At 39.6% G+C, this 16,448-nt stretch carries 14 protein-coding genes and 2 pseudogenes; 8 read left to right on the forward strand and 8 right to left on the reverse strand.

The window, feature by feature from the left end; all coding sequences use genetic code 11:
- Positions 1–59: 59 nt before the first annotated feature.
- Positions 60–1,364, reverse strand: coding sequence for an efflux RND transporter periplasmic adaptor subunit (locus FJR09_RS09495; protein ID WP_168653185.1), 1,305 nt, complete (start codon positions 1,362–1,364; stop codon positions 60–62).
- A 423-nt stretch (positions 1,365–1,787) separates the two neighbouring features.
- Between FJR09_RS09495 and FJR09_RS09500 the strand changes: the two genes are divergently transcribed.
- Both FJR09_RS09500 and FJR09_RS09505 read left to right on the forward strand, forming a co-directional pair.
- A complete protein-coding gene (locus FJR09_RS09500) occupies positions 1,788–2,192 on the forward strand; it encodes a hypothetical protein (RefSeq protein ID WP_168653186.1) in 405 nt (134 codons plus the stop codon).
- Positions 2,193–2,499: 307 nt separating this feature from the next.
- Entirely contained in the window at positions 2,500–3,462 is a 963-nt protein-coding gene (locus FJR09_RS09505) for a DUF1517 domain-containing protein (protein WP_168653187.1), read from the forward strand.
- 124 nt (positions 3,463–3,586) lie between these two features.
- Here the strand turns inward: FJR09_RS09505 and panB are convergent, their stop codons facing one another.
- The 4 genes and pseudogenes from panB to FJR09_RS09525 form a co-directional block, all read right to left on the reverse strand.
- The gene (panB, locus tag FJR09_RS09510) at positions 3,587–4,360 is read right to left on the reverse strand and encodes a 3-methyl-2-oxobutanoate hydroxymethyltransferase (protein WP_168653188.1); all 774 of its coding nucleotides are present in this window, start codon (positions 4,358–4,360) and stop codon (positions 3,587–3,589) included.
- A gap of 54 nt (positions 4,361–4,414) precedes the next feature.
- Positions 4,415–4,545 (reverse strand): annotated as a pseudogene (locus FJR09_RS09515) (transcriptional regulator); the annotation flags it as partial.
- A 191-nt stretch (positions 4,546–4,736) separates the two neighbouring features.
- Entirely contained in the window at positions 4,737–5,018 is a 282-nt protein-coding gene (locus tag FJR09_RS09520) for a type II toxin-antitoxin system YafQ family toxin (RefSeq protein WP_168653189.1), read from the reverse strand.
- Positions 4,999–5,274, reverse strand: a complete 276-nt coding sequence (locus FJR09_RS09525; RefSeq protein WP_254433072.1) for a hypothetical protein — start codon at positions 5,272–5,274, stop codon at positions 4,999–5,001. The genes FJR09_RS09520 and FJR09_RS09525 overlap by 20 nt, the downstream gene beginning before the upstream one ends.
- Positions 5,275–5,977: 703 nt before the next feature.
- On the opposite strand from FJR09_RS09525, the gene FJR09_RS09530 reads away from it, so the two are divergent.
- The 5 genes and pseudogenes from FJR09_RS09530 (at position 5,978) to FJR09_RS09550 (ending at position 9,154) form a co-directional block, all read left to right on the forward strand.
- Positions 5,978–7,408, forward strand: a complete 1,431-nt coding sequence (locus FJR09_RS09530) for a form I ribulose bisphosphate carboxylase large subunit (RefSeq protein WP_015079279.1) — start codon at positions 5,978–5,980, stop codon at positions 7,406–7,408.
- Between the two features lie 70 nt (positions 7,409–7,478).
- Positions 7,479–7,887 (forward strand): annotated as a pseudogene (locus tag FJR09_RS09535) (chaperonin family protein RbcX).
- A 46-nt stretch (positions 7,888–7,933) separates the two neighbouring features.
- On the forward strand, positions 7,934–8,263 hold the full coding sequence (locus FJR09_RS09540; protein ID WP_015079281.1) for a ribulose bisphosphate carboxylase small subunit: 330 nt from the start codon (positions 7,934–7,936) through the stop codon (positions 8,261–8,263).
- A gap of 283 nt (positions 8,264–8,546) precedes the next feature.
- Positions 8,547–8,771, forward strand: a complete 225-nt coding sequence (locus FJR09_RS09545; RefSeq protein WP_015079282.1) for a type II toxin-antitoxin system Phd/YefM family antitoxin — start codon at positions 8,547–8,549, stop codon at positions 8,769–8,771.
- Positions 8,771–9,154, forward strand: a complete 384-nt coding sequence (locus FJR09_RS09550) for a type II toxin-antitoxin system VapC family toxin (protein WP_015079283.1) — start codon at positions 8,771–8,773, stop codon at positions 9,152–9,154. The genes FJR09_RS09545 and FJR09_RS09550 overlap by 1 nt, the downstream gene beginning before the upstream one ends.
- Before the next feature lie 321 nt (positions 9,155–9,475).
- Here FJR09_RS09550 and FJR09_RS26040 read toward each other — a convergent pair whose 3' ends face one another.
- Both FJR09_RS26040 and FJR09_RS09560 read right to left on the reverse strand, forming a co-directional pair.
- A complete protein-coding gene (locus FJR09_RS26040) occupies positions 9,476–13,162 on the reverse strand; it encodes an S-layer family protein (protein WP_305791044.1) in 3,687 nt (1,228 codons plus the stop codon).
- A gap of 908 nt (positions 13,163–14,070) precedes the next feature.
- Positions 14,071–14,586, reverse strand: a complete 516-nt coding sequence (locus FJR09_RS09560) for a GNAT family N-acetyltransferase (RefSeq protein ID WP_015079286.1) — start codon at positions 14,584–14,586, stop codon at positions 14,071–14,073.
- 253 nt (positions 14,587–14,839) lie between these two features.
- On the opposite strand from FJR09_RS09560, the gene FJR09_RS09565 reads away from it, so the two are divergent.
- Positions 14,840–16,276, forward strand: coding sequence for a BCD family MFS transporter (locus FJR09_RS09565; RefSeq protein ID WP_041458282.1), 1,437 nt, complete (start codon positions 14,840–14,842; stop codon positions 16,274–16,276).
- On the opposite strand, the gene FJR09_RS25825 is transcribed toward FJR09_RS09565, so the two are convergent.
- On the reverse strand, positions 16,273–16,398 hold the full coding sequence (locus FJR09_RS25825; RefSeq protein WP_256370248.1) for a hypothetical protein: 126 nt from the start codon (positions 16,396–16,398) through the stop codon (positions 16,273–16,275). The genes FJR09_RS09565 and FJR09_RS25825 overlap by 4 nt on opposite strands.
- Between the last annotated feature and the right edge of the window lie 50 nt (positions 16,399–16,448).

Below are 16,448 nucleotides of genomic sequence, written 5' to 3' on the forward strand. Positions count from 1 at the left end.
GGTAATTGGTGATTAAAAAGATCCCCGACTTCTTGAAGAAGTCGGGGATCTTGCTATTGTCAATTTTCAGGAATTATTGGAAGTTCATCTCTGAGGTTTTGTATTCCTGAAATTATCAATTTTTCATCCCGTTGTAATCCCTCAATTACTTGATAATCATTCCCTTTAATCTTGCCTAACTTCACCTGTTTTTGTTTAGCTATTAATTGAGAAACACCTTGAGGAGATTTTCCAGTTTCGGCTACAAATACAAAGGTTTCCCCAGCAATTCGAGATATTGCTGTTGTGGGAACTAGCACGCCAGAACGTTGATTCCAAATCACTTTAGCCCGAATTAATTGATCGGCTCGTAGTTGCCCATTGTCATTGTTATAAAGTGCCTTAACTAATATTGATTGAGAGTTATTTGTAATATTGGGAGAAATAAAGAAAATACTACTATTGCCGATGATTTTACCCTGAGCGTTAATTAATTCAACTGGTAATCCTGGACGTAATTGTGTACCTTTTTCCAAAGGGACAGGAATTTTAACGTCCAAAGGTCGGTTTTGGGTAATAGTTGCTAATGGTGTGGAAGTATTCACAACATCCCCTACTTTAACGGGAATATCACCAACAGTTCCAGTGAAGGGAGCAGTAATTGTGTAATACTGAAGTTGAATTTGTTGTTGTTTAATATTGGCATCAGCTTGGACTAAGGATTTTTCTACCTGGGATATGGTAGCTATTTGAGCTTGAATACGGGAATCTATCGCCCCTAGTTGGGCTTTTGCCGTCGCTAGTTTGTTAGCATATAAATCTTGAGTCTGACGAGATACAGCCCCTTGTGCAGCTAATTCAGAATAGCGATTATAATCTTGTTGGTTTAAACGCACATCTGCGATATTTGCTAACCGTTCTGCTTGCAAAGATTTAAGAGTAGCGCGAACATTTTCTAGTTGCGCTTGTGAACCTCGACCAGCAGCAGATAAACTACTAAGTGCGGCTTGTTGTTGTTGAGAATCTATTTGCAGAATCGCAGTCCCGGAGGTAACTGAATCTCCTGATTTGACGAATATTTGGGAAACTTGACCTTGAATTCGCGGTTGGAGATTGACTGAACGCCGCGATTCTAAACTGGCTATATATTCCGTACTATCTTCAACTGTACCTGTTTGCACTGGTGATAGTTTAACTTTAACCCCTGGAGGTGGCGCATTAGCCACTGCTGGAGTTGGTTTTTCAGGATTTAGCAATTTCCATGCTATCCCGCTGACACCCCCAATCAATAACAGTGCGGCTAATACCAACCGCAGCCACCGATTTGACTTGGGAGGTGAGGGAGAAATGTCTTTAATATCGGTTTGAGGTTCAGGTAATGACATGACTGATAACAAGTTGACGGAATGAATAGTTAAAAATCTATGTGTATGATATGAATTTTGAAACTTCTAATTTATGATGAACTGGCAAAAATATGTATTATCTAATTTAAATATACAGGCTTTACATTTTTTTACAATCTATCGGCAAAATAATTATCCTGATGATCAATTTCTGAATTTAGTCATAGAGAAAACATTATCTGTTTTAGCTCACCTCGAATATAGAAACAGCCTGATTTCCTTGTCACTGTCTTGAACTCAGGATTTATGCCATTTAACAACTAGTAACTTTGTTCTATTGAATAAATGCTGATCAATGTTTGTTTCTCTTTGGCAAGTCGTACCCAGAAATAGGAAAATTGTCTAGGCTAATCTTTCCCTGGTTAGAATTTAATTTAAGCTGTTATTAACATCAAAATCAACATGATCAATAAATTGATACAACGGTTCTTGACTTTGGCTCTTATTTTTGCTGTTGTCCTTTTCTCCTGGGAAGTTCCTTTTGCTTTCGCAGATCACTTTTTTACTAACTCTGGAGAAATTAGGGATAATATCAAATTATCTGAATATGATTTTACTCCCCAAGAAAATCAAGAACTACAGGCGATTCGTCAGCGTCGAAATAAAGAAATTGCCGCAATTTTAGATTTATCTCAACGTAACTTGCTTGCTCACAAATTACATAATGGTAATAATATTGATCAAGCTTTAGAAGCATTAAATTTAAGTTCTCAACAACGAGAATTAGTAAATTCTATAAATGTCTTCACTAATTTAAAATTGAAGGGAATTTTCTCTCACCATGATTTACTTGACAGTCATAAATAAAGTTCAAAATTGGTAATATTAAATTATTTCAGTTGTGAGAAATCTGAGTTTTTGCAACTGGTAATAAAAAGAGAAAAACAATCACCAATTTTTTCAAAAACTCAATAAATTATGATTGATCAGATTGAATTGTGAGATTTGATGAAAGATTTTGTTGGAGAAATTGACTGAGTACGGTTATCAACTCTAGAAATCCCTCCCTATTTCCTCCCTAATTAAAGATAAGACACGGTAGATTATAGACAGCGTTACTTCTTCAAAACAGGGGAAGTCATCATCAAAATACAGTTGTCACAATAAATGTCTTATGAGTAAAAAACTACAAGGATTCCTCAAACCCCTATTTAAAACCGCCTTTATCCTCAGCTTAGTGTTAACTTTGGCGTTCAGTCATGCTAATGATGCCTTAGCAGCCCGCAGTGGTGGCAGAATTGGTGGTGGTTCTTTTAGAATGCCTTCTAGCCGTACCTACACACCCCGGACAAGTATGCCCGGTAATGGCGGCTACTATGCTCCCTATGGCGGTGGTTTCGGATTTCCGTTTCTTTTGCCCTTATGGGGTTTTGGTGGCGGTTTTGGCGGGTTGTTTGGGATTTTGATCTTTTTTGCCATGGCGAATTTTTTAGTCCAAACATTTCGCCGTGTTACCAGTGGAGAAACGGAAGAAGTCAGCTATAGCAGCAACCCTTCGGTGTCTGTCACCCGGTTACAAGTTGGTTTACTAGCCCAAGCAAGAGATTTACAACCCGAACTCAATCGAATTGCGGAAACTGCTGATACCAATAGCCCAGCGGGAAGAAGCGAAGTTTTACAAGAAGCTAGTTTGGCTTTATTGCGTCACCCTGAATATTGGGTATATGCAGGTGGTGGAACTCAACAAGCAAAGTTAAATTCCGCAGAATCCCAATTTAATCGGTTATCTTTAGCCGAACGCAGTAAATTTAGCGAAGAAACTCTTTCTAATGTGAATAATCAACTCAAGGCTGTTCTGAATAAAGAAGCTTTATCTGGTGAAGATAACCCGACTCGTTTGATTAGTGAAGGGCCAGGAGAATATATTATTGTCACTTTATTAGCAGCAACTTTGGGTAAATGTGAAATTCCCGCTATTAATAATGCTGATGATTTGCGTCAAGCTTTACGTCAAATTGGTAGTCTTGGTGGTGAACAACTGTTAGCAATTGAAATTTTGTGGACTCCCCAAGCGTCAGGGGATACTCTCACATCAGATGATTTATTTGCTGAATATCCTGATTTGAAATTGGTTTAATTGGGAGTTTTGCAAAACTCATGTAGAGACGTTCATTGAAACTTCTCTACATTCTCTCAAACTCTCACTCTCTGAGACTCTGCGCCTGGAGCGTGTTAGCGAAGCGGGGCGAAGCCCAACAAACTCATTTAGGAAACTCTCCTTCTCGCACTTCCACAGCGTAATCTTGGACAGCTTTGGTAATTGTTTCTCGTAAGTTTGTATAAACCTTGGCGAATGGTGGTTGTTTTTCCGAAAGTCCGAGAATGTCAGAAGTGACTAATACTTGACCATCACAGCTAGAACCTGCACCAATTCCAATTGTAGGAATACGGAGTTTTTGAGTAATTTGCAGCGCTAGTTTTGCAGGAATATGTTCTAATACTATAGCAAAAACCCCGGCTTGTTCGAGAGCGATCGCTTCATGAAAAATTCTCTCACCTTCTTCCTGGGTTTTTCCCTGTTGTCGTAACCCTAATTGATGAATTGACTGGGGTGTTAATCCCACATGACCCATAACCGGAATCCCCGACTGCACTAACCGGGTAATGGTTTCTACCATTGCGGGATAGCCACCTTCTAATTTTACCGCTTGCGCCCCCGTTTCTTTCAACACTCTACCGGCGGAGTGCATAGCTTGGGAAATACTTTCTTGATAGGTCAAAAATGGTAAATCAACTACTATTAAAGCATTTTTGACACCACGCCGCACAGCTTTAGCATGATGGATCATTTCATCTAAAGTTATTGGTAAGGTAGTTTCATAACCAAGGACGACGGCAAGAGAATCACCAACTAAGATCAAGTCTACACCAGCTAGATCCAAAAGTTGAGCGATCGCATAATCCCAGGCAGTTAACGCAACAATCGCCCTTCCCTGTTGTTTCCATTGAGTTAATTGTTGGGTAGTAACTGCCATAAATAATTGATAATTGATAATTGTCAATTGTTAATTGTCAACTGATAATTGTCAATCTCTGGCAAATTTAACTGATGTCACGTTACGTCCGCGCAGGGGAGTTACAGACCGTAATACAATACCACTTTTTGGTTAATCACTAACAATTGATTTGGCATTCCCGCCCAAATTAATCCTTGGGGACTGGGATTTTTGTCTGTATTATCAACCTTTTGGGCTGTAGCTGGTGTTACCATGCTTGGTAAGGCTATTAATCCCAGTAAGTTTGCACGCATTTAGTTAAGTATATCCAGCTTGATATTATTTTTGCATATTCATTTAATTGGTTAGGCTATTTTAATCTTTAAATGCAAAGTCTCAGCCTAGATTTTACCATTTAATAAACTTCATCATGACTGCCAATATCTATCAATAAAATAACCATTTCTAATAACTCTTCATCTTCAGAGAAATTAAAGATAATTCTACAATCATAAGCAACAGAACAAGACCATAAACCCGCTAAATTTCCTCCTAACTTATGAGACTTCAAAGACGGTGTAAAGGGATCATCGGCCAAAGGCCTTAATACATTAACAATTTGATTTTTTAATTGCGGGGTTTTCTTGGTAATCTTCCTAAAAGACCGCTTGAATCCACTACTCCAGACAACTTCCATCATCATCTCCTAGTAAATCAGAGATTAAATCATCAACGCTTCCCCTCTTTGCTGTACCATCTTTAAAAGCTTGTTTAACTTCCTGAGCATTAGTTAAAATTTCAGCCCGCTTCTTCTCAATTCGTTGCTTTTGAAGAAACTCAAATAAATACTCTCTATCTTCTGTGGGTAATCTTTCAATAGAAGTAATAATTTCTTGTAACGTCAGCATAGAATCTCCTCTAAAACAACTCTCTGTTTCTATATTATCTCCCATTGAGCAAATTGCATGAGTAATTTACTTAGTATAAAACAGTAGCAATATATACTTGTCTTAAAGCTTTTAAGTACCAGCTACATCTACAGGTATTGCATAACTTTCAAGTGAATATTTACTTGAGATATACACAATTGTAAACAAATCTTCACAAAATGTTAAATCTTTATGTGATAACAAATTTAAATATATCAATTAACAAAATTCGCAAAATAACTTATTGAATTATTGATATATTGTGGGGTAAGCTACAAATTCCGTGATGTGCAGTTTCTTCTTTTCTTGCTCATCCCCTGACTAAACTTGTCTTCAGGAAAAATGCCTCATGATCCCTCCTTACCCGCTTTAGGTAAAGACATCAGGAAAAAAAGAGAGTTGCAGCAAACCAGCCTTAGGTCTGGAATGCGGCTTTCAGGCAAAAATCCGCAGACGGCTGAATCAAGCCAGTTGAGTAGGGTATGCAAACTCAAGATGAAAAGATTTTGTATTCTTGGGACGAAAAATAACTGGTAAACAATTTGTTGCAGTAGCAATTACCGCAACTTAATTCGTGCAGGAGTAATACTGCCACCATAGAAATTGATCGCCCCTAACTATAAGCAAAACTTATAATCTCATTAAGAATGAATTAAGAGTAGGAATGAGAAGAAGTGGCACATAACGTGATTTGATAGTAAAAAGAAAGACTTCTTGGAAGAAAAATATGTCTTACGCGCAAACTAAGACTCAGGCTAAGTCTGGGTATAAAGCTGGGGTTCAAGATTACAGACTAACTTATTACACACCTGATTACACTCCTAAAGATACAGATTTATTAGCAGCTTTCCGGATGACCCCCCAACCCGGAGTTCCTCCTGAAGAAGCTGGTGCGGCTGTAGCTGCTGAGTCTTCCACTGGTACTTGGACAACAGTATGGACAGACTTGCTCACCGACCTAGATCGCTACAAAGGTCGTTGTTACGACATCGAACCAGTTCCCGGTGAAGATAACCAATATATTTGTTATGTTGCTTATCCTTTGGACTTGTTTGAAGAAGGTTCTATCACCAACGTACTAACCTCCATCGTCGGTAACGTATTTGGTTTTAAAGCTTTACGGGCGTTACGTTTGGAAGACATTCGTTTCCCTGTAGCTTACATCAAGACTTTCCAAGGACCTCCTCACGGTATCCAAGTAGAGCGCGACAAATTGAACAAATACGGTCGTCCTCTGTTGGGTTGTACAATCAAGCCCAAATTAGGTCTTTCCGCTAAGAACTACGGACGCGCAGTTTACGAATGTTTACGTGGTGGTTTGGACTTCACCAAAGACGACGAAAACATCAACTCTGCTCCTTTCCAAAGATGGCGCGATCGCTTCTTGTTTGTATCTGAAGCTATCAACAAAGCACAAGCAGAAACCGGCGAAATCAAGGGTCACTACCTAAACGTTACCGCTCCTACCTGCGAACAAATGATCCAACGGGCTGAGTACGCTAAAGAACTCAAGCAGCCCATCATCATGCACGATTACCTGACCGCAGGTTTCACCGCTAACACCACATTATCTCGCTGGTGTCGTGATAACGGTATTCTGTTGCACATTCACCGTGCTATGCACGCTGTAATTGACCGTCAGAAGAACCACGGTATCCACTTCCGCGTATTGGCTAAAGCTCTCCGCTTGTCTGGTGGTGACCACATTCACACCGGTACAGTAGTTGGTAAGTTAGAAGGTGAACGGGGAATCACCATGGGCTTCGTTGACCTATTGCGTGAAAACTACATCGAGCAAGACAAGTCTCGTGGTATTTACTTTACCCAAGACTGGGCTTCCTTACCCGGTGTAATGGCAGTTGCTTCCGGTGGTATCCACGTATGGCATATGCCCGCGTTGGTAGAAATCTTTGGTGATGACTCCGTACTCCAATTCGGTGGTGGTACTCTCGGACATCCTTGGGGTAACGCTCCTGGTGCTACAGCTAACCGCGTAGCTCTAGAAGCAGTTGTTCAAGCTCGTAACGAAGGTCGCAACTTGGCTCGTGAAGGTAACGATATTATCCGCGAAGCTGCTAAGTGGTCTCCTGAGTTGGCTGTTGCTTGCGAACTGTGGAAAGAAATTAAGTTCGAGTTTGAAGCAATGGATACCGTCTGATAATTGAGGATTTGAGATTTTGGATTCATATACAATCCAAAATCTAAAAATCTAAAGGGCTGGGTCAAGCATGGATTTAAAGCAAATTGCGAAAGACACAGCCAAAACTCTCCAAAGCTACCTGACTTATCAGGCGTTGAGGACTGTATTGGCACAGCTAGGCGAAACAAATCCTCCTCTGGCACATTGGTTGCAAAACTTCTCCGCTGGCAAAATCCAAGACGGAGAAGCCTATATTGAGGAACTGTTTCTAGAAAAGTCAGATTTGGCTTTGCGGATTATGACTGTCAGGGAACATATAGCGGCGGAAGTGACAGAGTTTTTACCAGAAATGGTGATAACTGGCATTCAGCAAGCCAATATGGAACAGCGTCGCCAGCATCTCGAACGCATTACGCAACTAAGTTTATCAAGTCCCAGCCTCGAAATACCAAAGACAGACAATATCTGATTCTAATTTGGATAATTTATCTAATTAGTCAGTCAACCAAGTCATAAAAAATCTCCCCCCACTTATCAAAAACTATGCAAACTTTACCTAAAGAGCGTCGTTACGAAACCCTTTCTTATCTTCCCCCTCTGTCTGACGCGCAAATCGCCAAGCAAGTTCAGTACATCATCACACAAGGTTTCATTCCTGCAATTGAATTCAACGAAACTTCTGAACCTACAGAACTTTATTGGACAATGTGGAAGTTGCCTTTGTTCGGCGCTAAAACTACTCAAGAAGTATTGAGCGAAGTTCAAGGTTGCCGTTCTCAGTATGGTAACTGCTACATTCGTGTTGTTGGTTTTGACAACATCAAGCAGTGTCAAGTTATGAGCTTCCTTGTTCACAAACCCAGCAGATACTAAGAGCTAGTTAGCTAATAGTAATTTGATGAATTAAAAAGAGAGGTAGAGTTTTCTATCTCTCTTTTTTTTAGCGTTACATAATGGCTTTATGAATTATGTTTCGCGCAAAGGCACAAAGGAGCAAAGACGCAAAGGTAAGAGTTTTCAAAATTAACCATGGTTACGCCACTCAGGCTATCGGTGAGTTTCATTCTTTGATTCAGCAATACCCTTTTTTTTAGTTTTTGATAGAGAATAGAATTGTCGGTTGAGTCGCACATACAAAAGGCTAAAGGTGGTAATTATGCAACAAATTACTGTTAATGAAGCATCTCAACACTTGTCTGATTTAATTGAAGCCGCACTTGGTGGTGATGAAATTATCATCATGAAAGATAATCAACCTGTGGTGAAATTAATTCCTGTATTACCAGTTAAACACCGTCGTCAACCTGGTACTGCTAAAGGAATGGTAACAATGGCTGATGATTTTGATGCACCTTTAGAAGATTTTCAGGAATATATGTGATGATGTTTTTGATAGATACACATACATTTATTTGGTATGTAACAGATAACTCTCGACTTAGTAATCAAGTTTTAGAATTGATTAACGATGAGAATAATCAGATTTTTTTGAGTATAGCTAGTGTTTGGGAAATGGGAATTAAACACGGGTTAGGAAAGCTAACGTTTAATCTTCCATTTGAGACATTTATCACGCAGCAAATTAGTATTAATGACTTCACGGTGTTAGATATAAAAATCAGTCATATTACGGCTATTACTCAATTACCTTTACATCATCGTGATCCTTTTGACAGAATGTTAATTGCACAGGCTATGGTAGAAAATATGCCTATAATCAGTGCTGATAAAATTTTTGATGTCTATCCCATACAGCGTTTATAGTAATGCTGAATGTGGGTTTAATCAATATGAAGTCTCCTTAATCTGGGCATCTAGTGAAACCTGGATTTAATAACTGCATAACTTTTGATGGCGATCGCCTCCGGTGGACGGAATGCGATCGCTCATATACTAAACACGGGTGAGATTTAAACTTTTGCCAAATGACAAAGAACCCAGATGTGTAGGGGTTTAGCAGTGCTAAACCCCTAAGTTTAGAATCAAACAATCAAGCCGTTTTGAGTATAATATCTTAGGAAACTGCTGTATTAAAGTGATTTGGGTGAAAATAGCTCCCCAATTACAAAAGGAGAGCTTAGGCACTTAGATAAAGAAGCTACTAACAGCAATAGTACCCAAAGCTGGTAATGTACCACTGGATCCTGTGATATTCACCAATAGGTCATTACTAGATTGGAAGCCAGCCACACCATCATTAATGACTAAATAAGTTCCGGCAATACCAGAAGTGGTGACACTGACTAAAGCTGCACTACTTACACCTAAAGCCTGATTATCAGTTAATGCTCCATTAGCATCAGTAAATACACTATTGACCACATTTGTTAAGGTAGTGTCTGTACTATTAGCAGCACGAGTGAAGGCAGTGGGAGCATTCATAGCTACACCCAGGGAGGTCAACAGGTCAATTTTATCAGTGCCAATGGCAAAGTCGGTAATTCGGTCTGCTCCTGATACTGGGGATTGTCCAAATTGGAAAACGAAGGTATCGCTTCCTATTCCACCTGTGAGGGTGTCTGCACCAGCACCACCGTTAAGAAGATCGTTACCAGTACCACCGTTAAGAAGATCGTTACCAGCATTTCCTGTGAGGGTATTATTGCCACTATTACCTGTTAATGAATTGTCACCTGCATTCCCAGTACCATTAATAACAGCTGTTCCTGTTAAGGTCAGATTTTCGATGTTGGGGAAAACCGTTAAATCAAAGGTAACAGAAGATTGAATGATATCTGTTCCTTCTCCTGAGTTTTCAGTAATGGTATCAGTAGTGCTATCTACGACATAAATATCATCACCTAAACCACCAATTAAGGTATCAATGCCAGCGGCACCGTTAAGAGTATCGTTACCAGCATTTCCTGTGAGGATATTATTGCCTGTGTTGCCAGTGAGGCTATTATTGAGGTCGTTGCCTGTACCATTGAGGTTAGCACTTCCCGTAAGCGTAAGATTTTCAACGTTATCGGCCAGGGTGTAGGAAATGGAAGCATTAACCCTATCAGTTCCCTCACTGGGGTTTTCTACTACCACATCACCCGCATTATTCACAGTATAGGTGTCGTTGCCAGCTAAACCTATCAAACAATCAGCATTTATAGTACCATTGAAAGTATCATTACCAGAAGTACCGATCACTGGGAGAGTCGGTTGACTACCATCATCATTTAAAATGATGCCTGTGGCACTGCGAGTACCGATAGTAGATCGGGAGGGAGTAGACAAATAAACCGTAAAGGTTTCGTTGGATTCAATGGTGCTGTCTCCTCTGACCCGCACTCTTATTTCCTTGCTGGTTTCTCCTGGTAAAAAGGTGAGGCTTTCTCCTGGTGGAATTGCCCCACCAAAAAAATCGGTGGAGTTAACGGGGTTATCACCAGACGGGGTAATAAACCAATCTACTGTGCTTGTACCACTAGCGTCCCCTGTCCGAGTGACAGTAAATACAAATGACTTGTTATCTGAGTCGCCCTCCGTTTGTATGCTAGATGTACCAGTGATGTTTAGGACAGCATTACTGGCGATATAATTGAAATAGCTACCAGTGAGGTTAAATTGCAATGAGTTGATTAAACCCTGGGTATTTTCTAAAACAGCAATCAGTTCATCAGGTTCGCTATCAGGTTTATTGATGTAGAGGTTAATGTTATTACCTGAAACTGTGGTCGTATAATCACTACTGGAACCCAAAAGCTGAATGATATCTTCCAGGGGATTAAAGTCTTTGATGATCAGGTAGTCACTTGTACCAGCAGTGGTACGATTATAGTCATCATAACCAATCCATGTGACATCGCCGAGAATAAAAGTGTCCTCCCCTGTTCCCCCAGTGACTGTATCTACAGTACCTAACCCTGGTTTGGCAACATTGGGATTTACTGGTATGATAATATCACTTCCATCTCCACCCGCGATATCATCATTTCCCTCACCCCCAATTAGGGTGTCATCTCCACTGTAGCCTCTGAGGTAATCTGCATATTGTGTTCCTGTTACTTGAAACACTTCTACGTTATAGTAGTTTAGTAATGGCTGAAACCCCCAACCCGCCAATCTATACCATAAACCTTCAAAACTATTGGTATAGGTGTTAGTTACTCCATAACCACCGTTTCCTAAATAGGTGAAACTGGCACTGCTGTAATCCGCAATCAGTCTGTCAGTGCCGCCCCCACCGTTAATGCTGCCATTGCTGACCAATAAATTACCAGTGGCAATCATGGTGTCATAACCACTGCCTAGAGTCACAGAGGAAATATTCTCAAAATTGTTAATGCGGGTATTATTATCTCCACTTACCTGTTCTGTAGCTCTTAAATCCAGACCTAAATCTACATTTAAACTGCTCAGGTCTAGGCTTTGTAGCGTATCTGTTCCTTCTCCCCCGTCAATGCTGTCTCCAGCTTTGGCACTGACTACTGTGTCATCTCCTTTTCCTCCACGGATAACATGACGACCTGTGCCACCATCAATGGTATCATTGCCATCACCACCCTCAATTTCGTCATTTCCACCTTCCCCTTTCAGGGTGTCGTTACCATTACCACCTCTGATCAGGTCATTCCCATCTCCTCCCGCGATATCATCATTTCCCTCACCCCCAATTAGGGTGTCATCTCCACTGTAGCCTCTGAGGTAATCTGCATATTGTGTTCCTGTTACTTGAAACACTTCTACGTTATAGTAGTTTAGTAATGGCTGAAACCCCCAACCCGCCAATCTATACCATAAACCTTCAAAACTATTGGTATAGGTGTTAGTTACTCCATAACCACCGTTTCCTAAATAGGTGAAACTGGCACTGCTGTAATCCGCAATCAGGGTGTCAATTTCATCGCCACCGTCATATATCTTGTTGCTAACTAGATCACTGCCCGTTGCTTCAAACTGATCATTTCCGTTGGTAATCGTTCCAGTCAATTCTGTGGTCGTGCCAATGATATAATCTGTCGCTGTTGCCAGGGTTAAGATGATAGTCTCGTCATTTTCTTGAATGTTGTCCTCAAGAGGAGAAATTGTTAGGGTAACTGTATCCGCTCCAGCCGCAAAGGAAACTGTTCCGGTAGTGGCAGTATGGGATGTGGCACCAGTCTGACTATAGTCTGTGTTGAATATAGCTGAACCTGATACGGTGTAATTGACGGTTAACTCACTGGCGATATTGCCTGTTCGGGTGAAGGTGTAGAGAATATTCCCTCCACTATGTTCTGCTACTTTCTTCGGAGAAGTAGCTAATGTGACTATTGGTTTTGTCGTTACATCAGTAGTATCAATAGCTATTGACCATCCGCCCGCGATGTTGCCGATGTCTACCCCTGTATCGTCCACTACATACAGATTCCATGTACCATTGGGGATGGTGTTGTTAAATACGGAAAAATCTATTCCATAGTCACCACTGGGAGCAGGAGAATTATTAAATCTGTCATCTGTTTCATAGTCTGTGGCTCGATAACTACCACTGCTGATCTGACCTTGATCCGGCAGAAAATCACTGGCATTGGGGTCAAAGGTTAAGGTGACATTGTTTAAGTCCCAAGACCAACCTGCATCTGACATTAACAAGATATTGGCACCTGTAGGACCTATCAGTAGAATATCAAGGTCATCGGGATAAGTATGACTAATATTGCTTAGGGTTACTTTCAAACTCGTAATTGTGCCATTTAACCCGGAGACGTTGATACTTGAGGGGTAGGTTGTTGCTGCTCCACCATTAGGAATGGTAATTTCATTGGGATTAGTGAAAACTAGATTTTGCTGACTCATTTTAATTACTCCTGGTTTAGTTAGCACGCAGAAATCTTGCGTATATAAAAAAACGGCTGTTATGTAGTATTCTGAGTGTGGTAGCTTCTTCCTAGGATGAGTAAGGGAAGCGTAACACATCACTTCAAAATGTGATTTTGATCAAACAAACAGCCTACAGGCGATCGCTCTTAACTCACTAGCATCCGCTCCAATGCAGTGTGCCAGTAGAGATTGGGCTTGAGCTATATTCATATTTCCACCAAAAACAGAGGCTATAGCGGTGGTAGTCACCAGTTATGACATTTCATCGTAATTACCTCAAACAAAATTTTACTGATTCCAGTATAAGTCTTCCAGTATAATATATCAAATCCTGTCTAAATAATAGACATCTCCGAGAATTAAATGTACGTGACTTGAAACCCTTGTAGAGACGTTCCGTGGAACGTCTCTACGATCTTTTTCGGAGATGTCTAATGATTATTTTCTGTTTAACTTTTAATGAAAATTAATGAAAAATATGGATACTGCTGTGACTAAATAATTCAAACACTGGACATAAATGGATATAGTGCTATAAGAGGTTGTTTGAAAAGTATTAGATGAAACCGATAATCTCCAAAAACCTAACCCCCCTGCCCCCCTTCCCTACGAGGGAAGGGGGGTTTTAAAGCCTCTCCCCGCTTCGGGGAGAGGTTTGGAGAGGGGTTTATTTATACATTAAAAACTTTTCAAACATCCTCTAATGGTTATATTTATAAGTAGTACAATGTCTAATAAATATGTATCAGCTTATTACTACACAATTACAAATTACTACATAAAAATTAGGTGCGTTATGCTATCGCTAACACACCCTACTCAATAAACTACTAAATAATTAAATTAATCAAGCAAGTTATTAATCAGAATTAGTTTCTTATTTTTTAAAGCTCGTAACCCATGATATAATCATCCAAAACAAAGCCACTACCAAAATCTATTACCTGACTATCAATAATTTTAAAACCAAATCGAGAATAAGCTTTAATTCCTTTTTCATTCCTTTTATTAACATTCAGAATTATTTGTTTTAAGTTCATTGCTTGCGCTTTTTGATAAATATGAAATAACATTTTTTGACCATAGCCAAAACCATGTAATGATGGCAATAAATAACATTTATGTAATTTTAAATAACTAATACTATCTATTATTTCTGAACTGTAAGATAAATAACCAACTAATTTAGAATTATGCAAAACTTGATCATAAAATATCCCTCTATTATAAATTTCATTTTCAATTATTCCTGTTCCATACATTTTAGTTAGCATATACTCGATTTGTGCATGGCTGAGAATTGAAGAATAGTGGTTATACCAAATTTCTTGACTGATTTTTCTCAGTTCTTCTAAATCAGAATCTAATAACTTAGTAATGGTAATTGATGAATCATTCATAGTGAGAATTGTATTCTAATAAAAATTAACTGTGAACATTGCCAAAATTAATTTACCATTTAATTGAGATAACATAGGACTCATACAGCGGTTTCCGCTCTTATGAGGTACAAAGTTGAATCATGAAACTCTTGTAGTGCGGGCATACTTCGACAAGCTCAGTACAAGTCTTGCCCGCTAAATATGTACCTCATAACACCGGGAAGTGCTGTATTTGATTTCTGTATCTGGTAAACAATACAAACAAGCAGCTATGGCAATGGATGATACATTTGACACCCCAAATCAATCCTTATCTATCCCCAAGGTCAACATTTTGACCATGTTTCGGCTAGGATTGTTTCAAATGGGGTTGAGTATGATGTCTATCTTGACTCTGGGAGTGCTTAACCGCGTCATGATTCAAGAAATCGCAATTCCGGCAACTATAGGCAGCTTAGTATTAGCAATACCTTATTTTATCGCACCGACAAGGATTCTATTTGGGCAAATGTCCGATGCTAAACCCTTATTAGGTTATCATCGCACGGCTTATGTCTGGGGAGGAGCAGGAATATTTGCGATCGCCGCATTTTTTGCGGTACAAGTAATGTGGCAGTTAAATGCCGCTAATATTGGCGATACCTGGATATGGACTACCCAAACAATCGGTTGGACAGCGGTTCTCGGTTTCATGTTCGCAATTTACGGTTTAGCAATTTGCGCTAGTGGTACAGCATTTGCAGCTTTATTAGTGGATATCTCCGAAGAAGACAACCGTTCTCAAGTTGTGGGGATTGTTTGGTCAATGTTAATGGTAGGGATTATAGTGGGAGCAATCATCAGTTCCAGCTTATTAAAACAATTAGATGCAAACGCACCTCTAGAAACTTTACAAGCGGCAATTAATCGTCTATTTATAATTGTTCCCAGCATCGTTTTTAGTTTAGCAATTGTGGCAACTGCAGGGGTTGAAAACAAATATTCCCGTTTCTTGAATCGTGCCAATAAAGGAAATCGGGAAGATGGTATCACCTTAAAAGGTGCTTGGAAAATTTTAACAGCTAGTCCCCAAACAGGCTTGTTTTTCACCTTTTTATTAGTGATGACTATTAGCTTGTTTATGCAAGATCCCATTTTAGAACCTTATGCGGGGCAAGTCTTTAAAATGCCCTTAGCAGAAAGTACCAAACTCAACGTTTTTTACGGGACAGGGATATTAATTTCCTATGGTATCACGGGTTTTTTCATTGTTCCCCGTTTAGGTAAAGCTCGAACTATAAAATTAGGTTGTATTTTAGTAGCATTTGCCGCTTTATTCATAGGTTTTTCTGGATTTTCTGCAAATCCATCTCTCCTAAAATCAACTTTAGTTTTATTTGGTTTAGCTACTGGTTTTGTGACCACCGCAGCAGTAACTTTAATGTTAGACTTAACAATTGCCGAAGCCGCAGGTACATTTATTGGTGCTTGGGGACTTGCCCAATCTTTATCTAGAGGCATTGCTACGGTAATTGGTGGTACAGTTTTAGATTTGGGACGTAAGTTTTTACCAGATAATTTAGTATTAGCTTATGGTTTGGTATTTGTCTTAGAAGCTTTAGGAATGTTACTATCAATTTGGTTTTTGAATCGTGTTAATGTCAAAGAATTTCAAACTAATACCAGACAAGTTCTAGCCTCTGTTCTCGAAAGTGACTTAGATAATTAACAACTAACAACTGACAACTGTACGGGCGAAGCATTTGGAGAACTATTTTTGGCAATGACCGATAATTTATCTTCCAAATGCTTCGCCCCTACTAACAACTGACAACTGTACGGGCGAAGCATTTGGAGAACTATTTTTGGCAATGACCGATAATTTATCTTCCAAATGCTTC

The organism is Dolichospermum sp. UHCC 0406 (assembly GCF_009712025.1).
Taxonomy (GTDB): Bacteria; Cyanobacteriota; Cyanobacteriia; order Cyanobacteriales; family Nostocaceae; genus Dolichospermum; species Dolichospermum lemmermannii.

What these genes read in the sequence shown, in the direction of transcription:
- FJR09_RS09495 (WP_168653185.1), bottom strand. Translation starts at nt 1,364, where the DNA reads ATGTCATTACCTGAACCTCAAACCGATATTAAAGACATTTCTCCCTCA.
- FJR09_RS09500 (WP_168653186.1), top strand. Translation starts at nt 1,788, where the DNA reads ATGATCAATAAATTGATACAACGGTTCTTGACTTTGGCTCTTATTTTT.
- FJR09_RS09505 (WP_168653187.1), top strand. Translation starts at nt 2,500, where the DNA reads ATGAGTAAAAAACTACAAGGATTCCTCAAACCCCTATTTAAAACCGCC.
- panB (WP_168653188.1), bottom strand. Translation starts at nt 4,360, where the DNA reads ATGGCAGTTACTACCCAACAATTAACTCAATGGAAACAACAGGGAAGG.
- FJR09_RS09520 (WP_168653189.1), bottom strand. Translation starts at nt 5,018, where the DNA reads ATGGAAGTTGTCTGGAGTAGTGGATTCAAGCGGTCTTTTAGGAAGATT.
- FJR09_RS09525 (WP_254433072.1), bottom strand. Translation starts at nt 5,274, where the DNA reads ATGGGAGATAATATAGAAACAGAGAGTTGTTTTAGAGGAGATTCTATG.
- FJR09_RS09530 (WP_015079279.1), top strand. Translation starts at nt 5,978, where the DNA reads ATGTCTTACGCGCAAACTAAGACTCAGGCTAAGTCTGGGTATAAAGCT.
- FJR09_RS09540 (WP_015079281.1), top strand. Translation starts at nt 7,934, where the DNA reads ATGCAAACTTTACCTAAAGAGCGTCGTTACGAAACCCTTTCTTATCTT.
- FJR09_RS09545 (WP_015079282.1), top strand. Translation starts at nt 8,547, where the DNA reads ATGCAACAAATTACTGTTAATGAAGCATCTCAACACTTGTCTGATTTA.
- FJR09_RS09550 (WP_015079283.1), top strand. Translation starts at nt 8,771, where the DNA reads ATGATGTTTTTGATAGATACACATACATTTATTTGGTATGTAACAGAT.
- FJR09_RS26040 (WP_305791044.1), bottom strand. Translation starts at nt 13,162, where the DNA reads ATGAGTCAGCAAAATCTAGTTTTCACTAATCCCAATGAAATTACCATT.
- FJR09_RS09560 (WP_015079286.1), bottom strand. Translation starts at nt 14,586, where the DNA reads ATGAATGATTCATCAATTACCATTACTAAGTTATTAGATTCTGATTTA.
- FJR09_RS09565 (WP_041458282.1), top strand. Translation starts at nt 14,840, where the DNA reads ATGGCAATGGATGATACATTTGACACCCCAAATCAATCCTTATCTATC.
- FJR09_RS25825 (WP_256370248.1), bottom strand. Translation starts at nt 16,398, where the DNA reads ATGCTTCGCCCGTACAGTTGTCAGTTGTTAGTAGGGGCGAAGCATTTG.